This is a genomic window from Mesorhizobium sp. LCM 4576 (genome assembly GCF_001854815.1).
GTDB lineage: Bacteria > Pseudomonadota > Alphaproteobacteria > Rhizobiales > Rhizobiaceae > Mesorhizobium > Mesorhizobium plurifarium.
The window spans coordinates 222,178-238,213 of sequence record NZ_MDDT01000011.1 but is presented as its reverse complement, the minus strand read 5'-3'; the positions used below and the strand labels follow the sequence as shown (position 1 = coordinate 238,213).

19 protein-coding genes are annotated in these 16,036 nt (G+C 62.9%); 6 read left to right on the top strand and 13 right to left on the bottom strand.

The genetic code is table 11. The features are described 5' to 3' along the window. Positions 1-126: 126 nt before the first annotated feature. The 6 genes from LCM4576_RS06120 to LCM4576_RS06095 form a co-directional block, all read right to left on the bottom strand. Complete coding sequence (locus LCM4576_RS06120; protein WP_071030980.1) at positions 127-450, bottom strand: hypothetical protein; 324 nt, start codon at positions 448-450, stop codon at positions 127-129. Then, entirely contained in the window at positions 447-2,279 is a 1,833-nt protein-coding gene (locus LCM4576_RS06115; RefSeq protein ID WP_244510657.1) for a portal protein, read from the bottom strand. The genes LCM4576_RS06120 and LCM4576_RS06115 overlap by 4 nt, the downstream gene beginning before the upstream one ends. 261 nt (positions 2,280-2,540) lie before the next feature. Then, on the bottom strand, positions 2,541-3,713 hold the full coding sequence (locus tag LCM4576_RS06110) for an acyltransferase (RefSeq protein ID WP_071031026.1): 1,173 nt from the start codon (positions 3,711-3,713) through the stop codon (positions 2,541-2,543). A gap of 274 nt (positions 3,714-3,987) precedes the next feature. Further along, positions 3,988-4,557 (bottom strand): hypothetical protein, encoded by a 570-nt coding sequence (locus LCM4576_RS06105; protein WP_071030979.1) that lies wholly within the window; start codon positions 4,555-4,557, stop codon positions 3,988-3,990. Positions 4,558-4,612: 55 nt separating this feature from the next. Then, positions 4,613-4,927 (bottom strand): hypothetical protein, encoded by a 315-nt coding sequence (locus LCM4576_RS06100; RefSeq protein ID WP_071030978.1) that lies wholly within the window; start codon positions 4,925-4,927, stop codon positions 4,613-4,615. Between the two features lie 8 nt (positions 4,928-4,935). Continuing rightward, a complete protein-coding gene (locus LCM4576_RS06095; RefSeq protein ID WP_071030977.1) occupies positions 4,936-5,226 on the bottom strand; it encodes a hypothetical protein in 291 nt (96 codons plus the stop codon). A gap of 132 nt (positions 5,227-5,358) precedes the next feature. On the opposite strand from LCM4576_RS06095, the gene LCM4576_RS06090 reads away from it, so the two are divergent. Then, a complete protein-coding gene (locus tag LCM4576_RS06090; RefSeq protein ID WP_131803223.1) occupies positions 5,359-5,832 on the top strand; it encodes a hypothetical protein in 474 nt (157 codons plus the stop codon). Positions 5,833-5,855: 23 nt separating this feature from the next. Further along, positions 5,856-6,386: a hypothetical protein gene (locus LCM4576_RS06085; protein WP_131803222.1), complete on the top strand. Its 531-nt coding sequence runs from the start codon at positions 5,856-5,858 to the stop codon at positions 6,384-6,386. Positions 6,387-6,444: 58 nt separating this feature from the next. Here the strand turns inward: LCM4576_RS06085 and LCM4576_RS06080 are convergent, their stop codons facing one another. The 6 genes from LCM4576_RS06080 to LCM4576_RS06055 form a co-directional block, all read right to left on the bottom strand. Continuing rightward, positions 6,445-8,235 carry a BPSL0067 family protein gene (locus LCM4576_RS06080; protein WP_071030974.1) on the bottom strand — a complete coding sequence of 597 codons (1,791 nt, stop codon included), beginning with the start codon at positions 8,233-8,235 and terminating at the stop codon, positions 6,445-6,447. Between the two features lie 699 nt (positions 8,236-8,934). Beyond that, the gene (locus LCM4576_RS36755) at positions 8,935-9,981 is read right to left on the bottom strand and encodes a hypothetical protein (protein WP_198540211.1); all 1,047 of its coding nucleotides are present in this window, start codon (positions 9,979-9,981) and stop codon (positions 8,935-8,937) included. Between the two features lie 454 nt (positions 9,982-10,435). After that, a complete protein-coding gene (locus LCM4576_RS06065; protein WP_071030971.1) occupies positions 10,436-11,191 on the bottom strand; it encodes a terminase large subunit domain-containing protein in 756 nt (251 codons plus the stop codon). Positions 11,192-11,703: 512 nt separating this feature from the next. Continuing rightward, a complete protein-coding gene (locus LCM4576_RS06060; RefSeq protein ID WP_371410033.1) occupies positions 11,704-12,414 on the bottom strand; it encodes a terminase large subunit domain-containing protein in 711 nt (236 codons plus the stop codon). Beyond that, positions 12,359-12,793, bottom strand: a complete 435-nt coding sequence (locus tag LCM4576_RS34505; protein ID WP_244508253.1) for a hypothetical protein — start codon at positions 12,791-12,793, stop codon at positions 12,359-12,361. The genes LCM4576_RS06060 and LCM4576_RS34505 overlap by 56 nt, the downstream gene beginning before the upstream one ends. Then, on the bottom strand, positions 12,786-13,154 hold the full coding sequence (locus LCM4576_RS06055; RefSeq protein WP_071031025.1) for a hypothetical protein: 369 nt from the start codon (positions 13,152-13,154) through the stop codon (positions 12,786-12,788). Before LCM4576_RS06055 ends, LCM4576_RS34505 begins: the two co-directional genes overlap by 8 nt. A gap of 355 nt (positions 13,155-13,509) precedes the next feature. On the opposite strand from LCM4576_RS06055, the gene LCM4576_RS06050 reads away from it, so the two are divergent. The 4 genes from LCM4576_RS06050 to LCM4576_RS06035 all read left to right on the top strand — a co-directional run bounded on the left by LCM4576_RS06050 (position 13,510) and on the right by LCM4576_RS06035 (position 15,321). Further along, positions 13,510-13,833 carry a hypothetical protein gene (locus LCM4576_RS06050; RefSeq protein ID WP_040980781.1) on the top strand — a complete coding sequence of 108 codons (324 nt, stop codon included), beginning with the start codon at positions 13,510-13,512 and terminating at the stop codon, positions 13,831-13,833. Positions 13,834-13,972: 139 nt separating this feature from the next. Beyond that, on the top strand, positions 13,973-14,446 hold the full coding sequence (locus tag LCM4576_RS06045; RefSeq protein WP_083361329.1) for a hypothetical protein: 474 nt from the start codon (positions 13,973-13,975) through the stop codon (positions 14,444-14,446). A gap of 227 nt (positions 14,447-14,673) precedes the next feature. Beyond that, positions 14,674-14,943, top strand: a complete 270-nt coding sequence (locus tag LCM4576_RS06040) for a hypothetical protein (RefSeq protein ID WP_071030969.1) — start codon at positions 14,674-14,676, stop codon at positions 14,941-14,943. 72 nt (positions 14,944-15,015) lie between these two features. After that, on the top strand, positions 15,016-15,321 hold the full coding sequence (locus tag LCM4576_RS06035; RefSeq protein WP_071030968.1) for a hypothetical protein: 306 nt from the start codon (positions 15,016-15,018) through the stop codon (positions 15,319-15,321). A 174-nt stretch (positions 15,322-15,495) separates the two neighbouring features. On the opposite strand, the gene LCM4576_RS06030 is transcribed toward LCM4576_RS06035, so the two are convergent. Continuing rightward, complete coding sequence (locus LCM4576_RS06030) at positions 15,496-15,918, bottom strand: DoxX family protein (protein WP_041009567.1); 423 nt, start codon at positions 15,916-15,918, stop codon at positions 15,496-15,498. Positions 15,919-16,036 lie beyond the last annotated feature (118 nt).

The following is a 16,036-nucleotide window of genomic DNA, read 5'->3' as shown; positions in this document are numbered from 1 at the left end:
CAAGCCGCCAGGCCCCATTACCTTCCGCCACGGCCTTCAGTACTTCCAATCCATCGCACGGGGCTGGAGCCTACGAGATGTGTGAATCGCCTAGCCACTTGGGGGGAGATTGGCAGCTTCAGCGCCTCACCTCTCCTCGGCCCGCGCCGCCTTTTCCAGCGCGGCGAGGTCGGCGTCTTCCAGCGTCAGGAACCCCATGATGTGCTGCACGACTTCCGCCCGCGCGTTGGAGAGCGCGCTGTGCAGCTCGAAGCCGTCGGGCGTCTTGGTGCGGGCCAGCCAGTCGCCGTAGGACGGGCGGCGGTAGTAGCCTGTCGTGGCGGTGAGGTCGGCCAGCACCAGCTCGCCGTCCTCGCCGGAAAAGGCGCGGCGATAGGCCTTGGTCAGCGCTTCGCGCGCGGCGAGCGGACCGCCGGCGTCGGAGGGACGGGCGAAGCGTTTGCGGCTCATGCGGCACCATTGGCGGGGCCGCCCGCGGGGCCGCCCTGGGAGCCAGGCGCAGCGCCTTGCCCGCCGGGCATCGCGCCTAGCGTCGCGCCGGCCGGACCAGCAGCGCCGCCGCCTGCCTGGGCGCCCTGCATCATCGCCTGCAAGCTGTCGAGCAGACCGCTGTCGCGCGCCTGCACGGCCGCCGGCACCGCGTCCTTGGCCACCTTGCCGGCGTTGGCGATCGCCGCCATGCCGGCCTGCGCCTGCTGCGCCTGAGCGCGGGCGCCGCGCATTCCTYCCACCTCGTCCTTGCGCCGGAAAATGCGCTGCGGACTGCGGCCGGYGCTCTGCACGACGCGGATCGCCTCATCGCCGTCGATATTGTCCATGATGCCGGGATCGAACTGCGCCATCTGCATGGCGGTGGTCACCACCTGGATGGTGTCGCGCGCTTCCGCCGAGCGGCGCAGCACGTCGAGCGGACCGGTGAAGGTCGGCCGCACCGCCTTGCCGGCGAGGCTTTCCGGCGGGCGGAAGCGGCTGTCCTGGTCGTAGAGGCCCTTGTCTTCCAGGATCGACAGCTCGCGGTCGAGATTGGCGGCAAAGCCGGCCTGGATGATCGAGCCCGAAGGCCCGAGCAGCGCGCCCTTCTCCTCCTGGCGGATCAGCGCCTCGGTGGCGGTCATCTGCGGGTTCTGCACCAGCGTCTGGAAGAGGTTGACGAACATCATGTCGCGGATCTCCTCCGCCCGGCTCGCCGCATAGTCGAAGGCATAGCTCGGGTTCTGGCCGGTGGCGATCGGCTGGATCAGCGGCCGGCCATTGTCGTCGATCAGGCCCGGATAATTCTCGCCGGGATTGAGCACCGGCACATAGTCGAGCCGTGCCTTTGAGGCCGTCGGCGGATCGGTGATCTGCTGCAAGGCGCGCAAGCCAGAGCGGCGCACGGCGTTCTCCTCGCGCACCGTGGTCAGCGCCTCGATCGCCGGCGAGATGCCGTAAGCGTCGCCCTCGTAGCGACGCCAGTTGAAGGTCGAGACCGGGAAGGTGCGGAAGCCGGACTCGCGCACGATCTCCTCTTCGTCCTCGATGACGTGGTAGGAGGCGAAGGCCTGGTCGAGATACTGGTAGAAGCCGCCCTTGCGGTACATGCGGCGCTCGTCGCGCGGCTGCACGCACTGGATCAGCGAGATCTTCTCCTCGCATTTGGCCGGGTCGTCGACGAGCGCCTTGATGCGCRCCGGCAGTTTCTCGTAGCCGAGCAGCTGCGCCGCCTGGCGGGCCGTGCGCTCGTAGCGGCGGTGGAAGATGTCGACCTGACCCCAGCGGTTGCGGCTGAGATAGCCCTCGACCACGGGGATCGAGGCATAGCGGATCAGTGTGCCGCCAAACCCTTCCTCGGCATAGAGATAGGCCGGGCCGTAGCGCACGACGTTCCTGAGGCAGGCCTGCGTCGCCGGCACGAAGTTGGAGTTGGCGGAATAGCGCAGCGCGAACAGGAAATCGCGGAGCGCCTCCGCCCATTCCTTCTCCTCGTCGGTCTCCTCGTCATTCATCTCGGCCGTGGTCAGCCCATGCCATTTTTCCGACTGCGGGATGATCAGGCTTTCCAGCCCGGCGGCGAGCCGGTTGGCGGCCGAGTTGATCGTGTTGGCGTAGACGCGGGAGCCGCGCCGCTCCTGCCGTTCGGCCTGACTGTCCGAGCGGCTGGTGCGGCGGCCGGACCAGATGTCGGGCGCATCGGGATCGCAGAACTCCGCCACCGCCTCCCATACGGGCTCGTAGGCGGCGCGTTCGGTCTCGAGTTCGGCCTGTCGCGACAGGATATCGCGGGCGCGGGAGTCGGTCATGGGAATGATCTCACTTGTTTGGCGCCGGCGCAGAAGCTGCCAATCTCCCCTCGTGGAGGAGTTGTCCGGCAGGACAGAGAGGGGCACGAAGGATCRCCAACCTCTGAGGTGAATTGGCCAACGAGCATGGCCGCGGAAGAGAGCGGAACGTTAGAAAGGCCGGCGCAACAGCACCCCGTCCGGCTCGCACGCCCTCCGCGGCCGCGCAGAGCGGATCGGTCATCCCCCTTTGAGGTAGATCGACAGTTCCACCGGCCGCTTCTACTCGGCCGGCGTCGTCCCCAACGCCGGCTTCCTGCGGGCGAACCGGCGCAGGACCGTGCGGCCGAGTTGCTGGCCAGGCATTTCGATGACCCTGTAGGTGACGAAGGACAGAAGGCAGACCACCGGCAGCACGATCGCCAGCACGATGGCGAAGCGCAGCGGCGCGGCAAGGCCATCGCCATAGCGGGCAATGACGAATGCCGCGACGGGCTGCAGCACCAGAAGATGGATCAGATAGATGCTGTAGGACAGCTCGCCGAGCACGTGGAAGACGCCTCCACCCAAGGCGACGGCGACTTTTCGCGCCACCTTGYCCGCCACGCCCGGCAGCATCCGATAGAGGACAAGGGCAAAGAACCCAAGCACCAGCGCCTCGCGTATCAGGAACTTCGAAAGGCCGTAGCCGTCGCCGAAGGGGATCGCCGCAAGCGCCATGGCCAGGGCGAGATGCAGCAGCGGCCGCGGTTGTCTTCGTGCCAGCACGCCCGCCAGAAGCATGCCRCACAAGAAGACCTGGATTTTCAGCGGCAGGAAGGABGGCATCGGGAAATGGACCGACATCGACTTGAGGATCATCACCGCCAGACCGCCGAGCGCCGCCACGGCTATGGCGCTCCATATCCAGTTGAAGCGGCGCACCAGGAGCWTCAGCGCGGGAAAGACCGCGTAGAACTGCATTTCCAGTCCCAGGCTCCAGTCGGGCAGCGGCGTCCGGTAGGCGAAGTTCGGGGATAGTCCGAACAGGAATGTCAGATGGGTGACAATGTTCTTCAGGCCGCCGTCGAGGAAGCGCTCGGGCGCCTGCGGCGCGCGGYCCAGGAAGCCATCGATGACCATTCGCGATTCATAGAGATAGGGCCCCAGCGCCAGCGCGAGGAACAGCATGACGTAGAACAGYGGCGCAATGCGGAAATAGCGCCGCGTCCAGAATTTGAGCCAGGTCTCGGGCCTTTGCCAGGGCTCCTTGTCCTGGCGCAACTGATAGTGAAACACCATCAGGAAGCCGGACAGCATGATGAAGAGGTCGACACCTAGCGCGGGGTCGCCAAGCACCGGAAGATGCCAGCCGGTCAGGAGCAGGCAGTGTCCGACCAGCACCCACAATGCGGCGGCGGCGCGAAGGCCGTCCAGGCATTCGATGCGCGTTGACTCGGTAGGGCTACTTTCCATGCTGCAATGCAGCATGGCCAGGAGAGTGGGAATGTCAACCTTGTTTCGGCGCTCGTCCTTTTCCGCTGGCGGCAGCGTTCGCGTCAATCCGCCCGTTTTTTCACCAGCCTTGCGTGCCGCCTCCAATACCACCAGTCCAGCACGCGCCGGCGAAAGCTGCGTTTCATTGCGGTCATCGCGTCATACTCCGAGCAGCACACGACGCCGGCCGGCGACGTCGCTCGGAGCCAGATCGGTCTTGACGGTGGAGAGCGTGCCCTGGCGCTGCTCGAGCTCAGCGCGAAGCGCGGCTTCCCGCGCCTGCACGTCCTTGTCCTGCGCGGTCGGCACCGGCGGCAGCGGCTTCAGTTCCGGTGGCTTTTGAAAGAGACACATTGTTCCAGCTTTCCCTTGTCCAGTCATAGAGGAAGAAGTCTTCGCCGTTCCTGCCGTAACCCGGCAGGCGGCAGCGTTGCGTGGCGCCGAGCCTGTCCAGCCAGCGCAAGGCAAGATCATTGTCGGCAAGCGCCCTCGCCTCGACCCGCCAGGCGCCTTTGGCCGCGACCTGAGGCCCGAGCGCCGCATGGAAGAAGCGCGTGATCTCGGGCACGCAGCGCTTCATACGGCGCGTGCCCCAGCTCCAGGCGATCCACAGGCCGCCGCGCTGCTCGGCCGCGCCGAAGCCGGCCTCAGGATTGCCGTCGAGCTCGGCAACGTAGGCAAAGCACTGCAGCGCTGTGAGCGCCAACAGCGCCGGCGACCAGTGGTCGAGCTGGCAGTCGATCTCGGCGCGGTCCTCGGGGCGCAGGTTCGCGGCGATGTAGGAGAGGTCCCGCAGCGTGGCGGGGATGATGCGGATGGGCATTGGCTCTGATCCCGGAGCGAAACAAGGCTGCGGAAGCCAGATGCGGAAAGACCGCTCAACCCGCGAAATTGTTGTCCACGAACATCTCGGCAAATTGCTGGGGTGTGAGCGTCAGGTTGTTGTCGTGGGCGATTTTGAGATTCTTCTTCCACATATCCCGGATTGCCTCCGGCATCGTATCTGGCATGTGGAGAGCCTTGGCGATCRCATCTTCCCACCGTCCATCGCCGCCATAGATGGCCTGCAGCTTGGGAGCCATGRCATTCAGCGATTCTTCCGACTCCCGAGAGAGTTCTCCAATCGCCTTCAGCACGTAGAGCTCTAGTAGCCTGAGCAGCGGCTTTCCTTCATAGCGCGTGTCGGTCGTCATGTTCCCTCTCACGCGTCATAGGTGGCGTATTCGATGAGCCGTTGGCAAACGGCCGACAGGCTGGGCTTTTCCTCCTGGGACGCGACCCAGGCCTCGGTGAATTCGATCGCGATGATTATTTCGATGAAATATGTTGGGCCTGCCTTGGCGGCCTTCGCCGGCACCAATCCCTCGTCGGGCTCGGGCGCTACCATTGCGGCGGAATCTTCGGTCCAAGGCTCCGCTGCATAGATCGTGTCTTCTTCATCGAAATCCGACAGCCGCCCAACGATATCCAAAAGCTTCGTTATTTTTGCCACGGCAGCCTCCCCCAGATTGAATCGCCAAACGCCACACGCTATGAGTGCATAGCCTTAATGTTTGGCGATGAAGATGTCGATCGGGTCAGCGGCGCTAACGTCGTTTTCGCGAGTGTCGCTGGGGAGAACACCATGAAAGCAATAGTCCTTGCGCTTGRCTTCCTGATGTTGTCCGCGCCGCTTGCCGCCGCAGAGAAGCCGTTCAAATGGGTCAAGTCCCTGAGCGGCGGAAGCGAAATCGAAATCCCTGATTTCTTTGGTCGACTGCTTGGCGGATTTGCGCATAACTACGGCCAAACATTCGAGCCGGAGGAGTATCCAGACTCCCAGCTGCGTCAGTATCGAACCCATACCTACGGCAAGAGCCTATTCCAGTACCTCAAGGATATGAACGTCAGCGCTGGTGACAAAGTGACGTATCAAGTTGACAAGCCCTCGCTCGCAGTAATTTCAAGCACCTCCGCTGATGGCAAATTTGTTTTCTACGGCATGTGCCAGAAGCATCGTATCGTCACCTGTTTTGATATCGTGTACGACACGAAGGATCATGCGACCTTCGGTCCAATTGTCGAACATATCGCCCGATCGTTCCGAAAAAATCCGTGATCAGTTTGCCTCTGAGGATCGTCTTGAAAGCACTTGTTTTTGCACTTGGCCTTTTAGCAGCGTCGCCACCATTTGCGATGGCTGAGGAGCCGATCAAATGGGTCGTTTCCACCATCGGCAGAAGCCAGATCGAGATTCCCTCTCTCTTTGCCGAAGGGAAGGTTGAACCTTTATATGAGTTCTCCGTAGGATTGACATTTACGCCGAAGAATTATCCGGGTGCCCAGTTTCGTCAATACGAAGGAAGCGGCACGATAACTCCTTTCGAGTACATCGCGCGCATGCTCGTCGACTCGAATGAAGACTATGAAGATCAGAAGRCAGACTACGAGCGCAACCATCCTGGGGATAAAGTTACGTACACCTTTGATGAACCGACTATCGGCGCGGTTTCCGGTTCGCACGCATACGGATCGATTAATTACTATGGCATGTGCCGGAAGCTCGACGCCGATAACATAATCTGTTTCGATATAACCTGGAAAAAGAAAGATAGGGCGATATTCAAGCCGATCGCCGAGCGCATTGCTCGGTCGTTCGATAAGGATAAATGATCTCACCTACCATGAAGTCACAGATAGCCGACTCCACGAATGTTGACAGAAATCTGCTCTACCGTTCAATTAGGTAGTAGTAAGCACCACTCTCCAGACCCTGACCTGCACTCTGCCAGGGTCGGAAGATTATATTTGCGTTCCGTCCCTTCCATTGATCCAAAATGAAGATTCCTGATTCATTTTGGCCAAGATAAATTCCGGTGTGACTAAATCCGCTTACCCCTCCAGCTTGGCCTTTTGGCCCGTAATGAATTCTACCCTTCCCGTCGCCCCAATCACCGTTGAATGTGGCGATGGGAGTCCCCGGTGGAATCTTATTATTCCCTTGTATTTTCTCTCCCTTTTTCCATGTCGAGGCAGGAATACCGGCCATACCTCCCACTTCCTTTGTCAACGCGACGCATTGGCCATTGCCGAAACTTTTTCCCAGAATTTTTGTGTAGGGTTTAGCCCTCGCCTGGACGTCTTCCGGCAAAACTGAAATATTTGTGGTGCTGTTCCCAAACCATCCTTCAGATAGATTTTTCGACTGCGGTAGCTTTTTGCTGAAATCGATAGAAGGAGCCTTCGGACTCCCTGGCGGCGGCTCCATCTGTTCTGATGGGACCTCCTTCAAGTCGACGGGCAAATTAGAATTGTCGTCCGCGGATTGGGGCGCCGGATCAGATGTTGCAGGAGGAACGTCCGGACGCTCTGGCGGTAGATCTATTTGCTCCGGTAGCCCCTGCTCCAGGCCAACGGGCGGATCAGCACCCTCATCCGCAAGCTCGGACGTGGATATTTGTGAAATACTATCGGCCGCGACCGGAGAGTTAGCAGCCCCAAGCGTCTCGTCCGATTGTTCAGACGCCTGCGTCGAAGACGAGGCGTCTTCACCCGCCAAGGGCGCCTTTGAGGGCGCCCCAAAGCGCTTGTCGAAATCATCCTGCCCAAGCGGGGTTGCCTTCTGCGCCGGCCCGCCAAGCAATCCAGCCTCGGCAAACTGCTGCTTCACCGCCGCCTTGACGACCGGATCCGTCGTTCCGGCAAGCAGGCCGTTCATCCCGGCCCGCATGTCTTGCGGCGCTAGTGCGCCGAGGTCCTTCAGCACAGACCTTGGGACGGGCTGAGCGTTCTCGATGCCGAGATAGCGCTGCGTGGCGATGGTGAGGGCCAGCGCATTCTGGACCGCTGCAGGGTCGCGCCAGCCCTGGGCGGCCGCGGCGCGCCAGGCCTCGTTCGCCTGCGGAAACGCGTTGATGGCCTCGCCGGCAGGATCGTTCTGCCTGGCTTCCAGCACGTGTTGGGCGGCAGCGGCGGTTATCCGGTAGCGCGACTGGCCCTCCGGCGAATTTGCCGCGCCGACCGCTGCGTCCAGAAGCTGACTGTTTAGGTCCCGGGCCGGCATGACACGCATGTCGAAGGCCTGCTTGCCCGTCTCCACGCTCTGGTCGAATTTCGCCAGCTGCCGGCGGCCTTCCTCGACGCCGAAGACATAGGCGAAGTCCTCGGGCTTGGGCATCACGCCAGAATAGCTGCCGGTGTCCGCGAAAGCCTTCGGGGCGTTCTGAAAGGCCAGAGAGATGTTGGCGCGCGCGCCGATCTGCTGGGAGACATTGGCGGCGCGCGCGCGCCGGGCAAGAGCGGCGGCGGAGGCCGGCGTGAGATCGGCAAGCATGGCGGCGAGCGGCCGATCCTTGTCCGTCATGGCATCGACCGGCCGGTCCTTCGCCAGCGCCTGTTCCACCCTGTCATAGAGCGGCGCGAGATCGGCGGACTGGTCACTGGCGCCGGCATTCTCGCCGGTGACTTCGGTCTGGTCCTCGGCGGGATCGAGGGCGATGCCGCTGCCAGCGTTAAGCTCCATTGTCCTGACCTCTTGTTGCTTGAAAATGTTTGACGGCCTGGCAAGACCCTGCCTCGCTTGATGAGCGCGTTCAGCGGAGTCTTAGGTCTGCGCCTGGGTCCTGCGCGACAGCGCTTCCAGGCACGCATTAGCAGCGCCGGAGCGTCAGGCGGCCTCGATCTGGGATTTGCGGTGAGGACCCAGTGCCTCCCCTTCGCCATCAGGCTGGCGTCAGTCGGATAATTACAAACACCATATACAAAGACATAAATCCGGGAACACTGAACGCGGCTGCGCCAAAAAGAACAAGGGCTCGCCGGAGCGGTGTAAGCTGTTGCGACTTGACGCCCTTCACCAACAGGAACATGGCGAATGCAAAACTGGGGACTCCCAGTAAGAATATTAAAACATCCACCTTCACATCTCCGACTTCAGCAGTATATATAAGTCAATTCAATGGAAAATCCAGGAATTCTGTATACAGCAAAATCCCAAATAACGAAGAAGCCCGGCAAACTCAAAAAAGCTGATATATAAATGGTGTATCGACCAATCTTTGGCCAGCGATCACTGCAGATTACGCCAAAAGACGCCAGCAATATCGCTACCACAAGTGAGATAGAACCAAGAAAGTAAAACCCCATCGGCTAAGCCCTTAACGCCGGCTCCGAGTCAAAACCGGAGGCAAAATGAACGCTCAGATCTCATTCCGGATCGCGACTACCAATTGCCGAATGACATGCCGCTTTCAAACCGCGCCCTTCCAACAGCCGCTTGCGCATCGTCGTAAGCCCTTTGCGCTTCATCTCGGCCAGAAATCTCCGCCGCGCTCAACGGATGGAGTGCGACATCGCCGGCAATCTTAATCCGGAAAGCCCTGAGCGCCAGTCGAGCGTATTTGGATGCGTCCCTGCGCTCCTCGTCGGTCTTCAAGGCTGGATCCGTGGCGTAAACCTCATTGTCGAGATATGACTTCAATGATGCTGCAAGTTTCCTATCCGCTAAAATTGTATCGCCCGGCGTTTTCGCGTCATGGTAGTCCGCGTCATGCTGTTTGTAAAACCCGTCCTGAATATCAATGGGCGGCACGCCAAAACCGCCACCCCATGTCCCGCCGGTCCAGCCACGACCGCCGTAGTTGCCATAGGCAGGCATATTTCGGTTGATCCTATCGGACAGGCTTGAAGGCTGGTCATCGCGGGTCACCCCTGCGCCGCCCAGCATTTCCAATGCGCGCTGGGGATCCCGCGCGATCAGCGCCTCGATCCGCGYCGTCGCCGCGCGCTCGCGCCAGGCGGCCTCGGCTTGCARCCGGCTCTCAGGGTCGAGGTTCATCTTGCCGATGAGGTCGAGGCCGGCGTAACGCGCTGCATCGAAGGCGACGTGGTCGTCCGGGTCGCTGTTGGCRATGATGTCGAGCTCTTCGGCCTGGGCCGCCGACAGCCGGTCTTGCTCATACTGGGCGCGGCGCTGATTTTGCTGCATCGCCATGCGCACCGAGCCTGCCTCTCGCAGGGCCGGCTTGCGGCTGGCGAGGCCGGCGCGCAGCTCGGGCGGCGCCTGCTTCAGGAAATTGTCGAACAGCGTGTCGAACCGGCCTTCGAGCAGGACGCGCCCGGTATGCGGATCGACCTCGCCATACATGGCGTGGTGTAGGCCCTCGCCGTCGGCCGGCGCGTTGGCCGCGACATCGGCCTCAGCGCGCGCGATCTCGCCATCCAGCCTGCGCGCGGCGATCTCGGTGTCGAAAGCCTGCTGCCGCGCCATGCGCCGCGCATAGTGATCGGCAACCTCCTGCCAGTAGGGATCGAGCGGGCCAGTCGGCGCGGCGCCGGGCGCCGCATGGCGAGGATCGGGCCGGCGCTGATTGGTGAAGAGCGGGATAATGTGGACCATGGGGATGCTTCCAGGCATGCGGACGCGCCGCCGGCGGCACGGCCGATGCATGGCGCATCGGTTGCCGCTTGCAGGGGCTGTCGGATCGAGGATTTCGGGGGGCGAGAAGGCGCCAGCGTTGTGGATGAGGCGCCGGCTGCAGGAGCCACGTCATCCTAGGGCGAAGCAAGGAGCGGAGCGACGAGCGCAGACCCTAGGATCCATGCCATGACGCTAAGGCGTTGCTACGGTTACAGAATTCTGCGCCGTTGTGCTCCACGGCGGGGGTCACGGCATGGATACTCGGGTCAAGCCCGAGTATGACGAAGTGAGAGGGCGAATCCCCCTAGCGAAACGCCCCCAGCGGATCGCTCTGCCCCGCTGGCCGTCGAGCCGCCTTGAACTCCGCCGGGTCGACGATCGCCTCGCGCAGCATCATCACGCCGTAGCGCGTCGCGGCCATTAGGTCGTCGCGCAATTTGACCACCTGGCCGTTCTTGCGATGGTAGAGCCGGAATTCCTCGAACCAGGCGTGGAGCGTGGAAAMCACCTTGAAGCGGCCGGATTGCATGCGGTCGAGCATGTCCATCAGGCCKGCCTCGACCGAGACGGAGCCATCCGCGAAGCGGGCGTGGCCGGTAAGCATGTTCAGCCCATGCGCAGCGTATTGTTTGGCGAGCGCCACGCCGGCGCCTTCCAGCGTTTCGCGGCGGCCGTCGCGCGGCCAGGCGAAGGGCAGCCATTCGCCCCACGCCTTCAGCGACAGCGCCTGCATGGCGGGCGTCTGCTGGGACGCGCGATGGGCCTTGGTCACGTAAACGACGTCGGCCTCGGTATCCCAGGCAAGCTCGATGGCGGCGGAAGGATGGTCCCAGCCGAAATCGAGCGCGCCGATGCGCGGCCACCAGCGGGGCAGCTTGAACGGTTCGCAGGCGATCAGCTCGTCAGGCACCGGAAAGATCCGGCCTGACCCGAGAACAGGGATGCCTTTCGCGCGGGCTTCACGCTCATGCTCGGGGTATGCCGCGATGATCTCGGCGCGCTGCTCGGGCGAATAGTGCCCGGCATCGTCAATGGTCATGAAGGTAACGTGGCGCGTCATTATTATGTGCTCAAGTAGAGGTTCAGAGTTGATAACTCAGCGAATGAGTGCGACGTTGGCGCGGGACTTGGGGGAAACATGGTCCGCATAGCAATCGTAATAGCCATTGCCGCAAGCGCCTCGGCTTGCCAATCGAACGTGCCTTATGACACGAGCAAGCAGACTTGCAGGATGTATGAGCTGAGGGGGTTCCAACGCAAAGTCTGCACCCCGGACACACCGAACAAAGTATGCAATGTCTGGTTCAATCAGATCACGGGCGACGAAAGGATATGGTGTCAACCGCTCACCCGTAAAGCAACCGATCCTAAGGCTCGCGCCAGGCAGCTTGCGGGCAGCCATTACCCCTGATCCGGCTCCATCTGCCCTTTGAGCTCCAGATTCCTCGCCTCCATGCAAGTGAGGGAGGTGGCGCGGYGAATCCGCGACGGAGGGGAGCAGTGCCTGGCTTTGATGAAAGAGCGGAAAGCTATTCGTAGAGCTTTCGCCCTACGAAGGCCCCTCTCCGGCCGCTACGCGGCCACCCCGCCTTGCGGAGGCGAGGAACCCAGGCCCTGAATCGCCTCCACGCTCAAAAACCTGAGCACCACATCGCTCATGCCGAGCAGCGGCGTGAACGTCACGATCGTGATGCCATCCGTCGCATTCGTGCGGGTCAGGCCTTCCGAATAGATGTCCAGCGGCGGTTCCTCGTCGAACCAGACGCCATGCAGCGTCTCGCCCTGCCATTTCTCGCGGCCCTTCTCGTAGCTCTTGAAGGAGAGCACGCTTTCGCCGGCCTGGACGTCACCGCCGCCACCCCAGCGCACGACGACGCTGTCCAGCGCACCAGGCGCGCCGCGGCCCATCACCGTGTCGGCGATGGCGTCGGCTGGGATCATGCCGGTGCCCCATTCGCCCTGCTGCTGGGGCGGGCCGACCAGCACGCGCTGCGGGTTGTCGCGCGTGCCTTCGCCGGTGACGCCGGCGGCCCACAGCCTGACGGGTTGGTCGAACATCTTGCCCACCCACCAGTCGGGATAGCGGCCGGTGAGGTGCATGGCCCATTCCGCGCCCCCTGCCCTGGTCTTGCCGAGCTGGTTTCCGGCCATGAACAGGCGCTCGCGGTTCGTTGCTCCTGCTGCGTGAAATTCGGCCTGCCTGTCGTAGGGCTTGTAGACCGCTAGGCTATTGCCGCGCCGCCGCCGTTCCAGTTCCTCCAGAAGGGCCAGATACGCCCGCATCTCCTTCGAGGCCGGCATCTTCTTTGAGGAAAGGCCGCAGACTCGCTTCGAGGCCGCGGATTCGGCTCTTGATCTCGTCATCACTCAACCGGTCGAGACTGTTCTTATCGGCATCGAAATCCTGYGAAAAATCCTTGGGCAGCAGCGTCAGCACGACCTTCAGGTATTGCTCCGGTTTTTCGGCCCGCACCGCGGCGATGACGCCGGCGCCATGGGCGCGGAAGTCGGCGCGCAGCGCAGCGGCGAAGTCGTCGACGAGCGTCTTTCGCGAGCGCTTCGGGCGATTGGGCGAAGCAACATCGACGCGGCGAGCCTGCGGCTTTCGCCCTGCCCGCTTCGCGCCAGCGGGCCTGCGGCGGGCCTCGTTTTCGTCAGCCATGGGCAGCCRGGACGGATGACGCGGCCTTTGCCGCCTTCGCCTTGCGGACCTTGCGCGCGGGTTTCCTGCGCGGCTTGGCACGTGCCGGCCTGGCGGGCTCGCCGTCGGCCGCCGGCGCGGTCATTGCTTCCAACGTCGCGATGGCAACGCGAGCTGCCGAGGGGCTGGGGCCCTGGCGCGGAAAGCCGAAACCGGCGACGGCATCGACCATGCCGCCACGCACCATGCCGATGYGCACGCCGGGCGCAACCTGCTCAATGCGGCCTGAGCTGAGCGGCAGGCTTGCGCTCTCGAACTCGCCGATGGCGCTGACGATCTCGGCGCCGTCATCGGCGGTGACGATGGTGGCGTAACGTGGCATGGAGGCCTCGATGTGCAGATGGAATGGATGAGGCGGCGTTCCCTCGCGCCCCTCTGTCCCGCCAGTGCTTGAAACAAAAAACCCGCCTTGCGGCGGGCCGTTGGCGCAAATCAGCACCATGGACAGAATAGTAGCATAGCTGCCCTCACCCGGCAATAGGGTTTAGGCAAACTTTCCTATTTCTCCAAATCCGCTTGGCCCGACCCCTGTGGGCGAGGCGCGCCTCGCCACAGCCATGGATCGGGCCCTGCAGCCGAAAGCCGAAGGGAATTTTGTCGGAACCAACCTTGGTCCGACGGGTTCCACCCTTAGTCGCAACGCGACAGACGAACCGTCTCGCACAGAGGAGAAGATCATGCTTATGAAGATCCTTGCAGCTTCGGCCCTGACGATCGGTCTCGCCACGGCGGCGATGGGCCAGACCGCCGGCACCGCCGGAAACAATGGCGGCGGCAGCGGCCAGACCATCACGGTCGACCCGAAGACGCCGGCCACGCCATCGCCTGACCAGATGGGGCCGCCTGACACCGGCACGACCGGCAGCATCAGCGGCGGCGACATGAATTCGAACGCCGACAAGAACTGCCCGAACAGCCCGCAGGGCACGGTGGGCGATGCGAACAACTCGACCGCCGGCACGATGGAGCCGAACGTCAATGACAAGAATTGCGGCAAGTAACGGGCGCCGGGCTTGAAGCAAGGGCCGCGGAGCACGCTCCGCGGCTCTGTTTTCTGGCCGGGCGGGCACGGGGCTCGGATCATGCGGCGCGGAACCATGCGACGCCTTGGCCGTTCCAGGAGGCAAAAAGGAGAAACCGATGGCAGACAACGACACTAGCACCGCCAATTCAGCCGACGGCAATCCGAAAACCACGGCCGCGCGCAGCAGCAGCRCATCGCGCAGCAGCGCCGCGTCGCGTGGCAACACGCGGGCCGCGAAAGCGTCCGAAGACGCGATGAAAAAGCAGATCGCCGAGCTGAAGCGCGAGGTGAACCGGCTGAACCGCGCGCTTGCGGAACAGGCCGAGGATGCTGCCGAGACCGCGCAGGGCTGGTACCGAAGCGCGGCCGATCGTGCCTCGTCCCTCTACAGCGGCGCCTCCGATCGCGCGTCGCGCGCGGCGAGCCAGTTGCGCACCCAGGCACATAGCGTTTCGGAAACGGTGCAGCAGAACCCCGGCACCTTCTCGACGGCAATGCTGATCGGCGGACTGGTCGGATTGCTGGCCGGCATGGCGATCAGCCGAAACGCCGACCCCGAGCCGGACTGGCTGCGTCGCTGGYACAGGTAGACCTTTCCGGTCCCGGCTGYAGCGGCCGAACCGAGCAATGGCGGTGAGCGCCTCGCGGCGGCCGCGCGGAGGCAAAGGCCGTCGCGCTCGGCCTTTTTCTTTCTATATCAGGTCTTTTCGTTTCAAGGTTGTGCTGCTCCCTGCCCTCTGCTGTGGCTGGTTGTCCCCGGGCTGGTCATTAGCCGGAGCTTATGGGATCATTCCCTCAGGGAATCGCGGAGAGCAGCATGGACAGACCTGCCATGGCATCCGTCTTTCGGATGCGGCATGTGCCTGCAAGCATTTCGGGCGTTCGCAGCCTGGGCCGGGGCCAGGYCGATCCGATCTTCCATTCGAGACCACTCGGCGAAGCGATCCGCCTCATCGCCCAGGCCGAGGGCCAGTACGACCTCAGTGCYGTCGCCGTTTTCTATGGCGACCGCCAGACGCCRCCGCTCGGCAATCGCGAGATCAGGCAGCTTTGGAGCGAATATGGCGAGCGGTGGATGGAGGCTTAGCCGCATAGGCTTCCACCCGGATCGGAAACGCCCCTCATGCGTTCTTGAGGCGAGGTCAATGGGAGGAACGCCATGAACGTCGCCAATCTGCAACTCGAGGGCCTGCTGATGGCCGTCGCCGCGATCAACCACGTGCTCGTCAAGAAAGGTGTGCTCACAGTCGAGGAAATCGATATCGCACTGYGTAAAGCCGAGGCCGTCGAGACGGGTGAGGACCGGTCGGAAGGGATGTCGGCATCGAGCCGTGACGCCGTCAACTTCCCAATCCGGCTGCTCGAGCTTGCCAACCAGTGCCAGCCGGAAGCGGACATGCCGTCCTTCTCCAAGCTGGCGCGCATGGTCGGGCAGATGAAGGAGCCGTATAACGATCAGATGTGAAGGCGGGCAGGCGCCTTGCCTTGTATGTGGGCGCCGCCCCTTATCCGCCCTTCGGGGCACGACAGCCCTGCGCTTTCGCTCCGGGCGTTCGTTGTTCGAAAAGCCAAGCAATTGGCTTTTCGTCCGCTAACGCGGACCACGCCTCACCCCCGTGGAACGGGGAGAAGGAAAGGGTCATGCCCTGCCCGGCCAGCCCTGGCGCAGCGCAAGAACGCTGCCGGGGCCGTGCGCCGCGGCGTAGAGCAGGCCGGCGGCGAAGGGGAAATGCGACATGAAGGCGCCGAACTCGGCCTGGTTTCCGGCCCAGTGCGACGGGCCGTGGAAGGCAAAGCCAAGGAAGGTGACGTAAACCGCGCCGATCAGCGCCAACGGTGTCAGATAAGCGCCGGTGAGGAAGGATATCACCAGCAGCGTTTCGAGGATCGCCGCACACCAGGCCAGGAACAGCGGGAACGGAAAGCCCGCGGCGGCGATGTAGCCGGCAGTGGCGCCCATATCCATGAGCTTGAAGGCGACGCCCATCGCGAACATGGCGGCGAAGATCAGGCGGGCAATGAGAATGGCGACGGTCTGCCAGGTCGATTGTGTGTTTTCCACGAGTGTCCCTCCGGATTGTTGAAGCGGTCGATGCCCCAAGGACGGGCGGAGGGAGAGGATTCCGACAGGGGTGGGGAAGATTTTTCGAGGCGCCCTTTTCCTCGCCCCCGCCACAGGC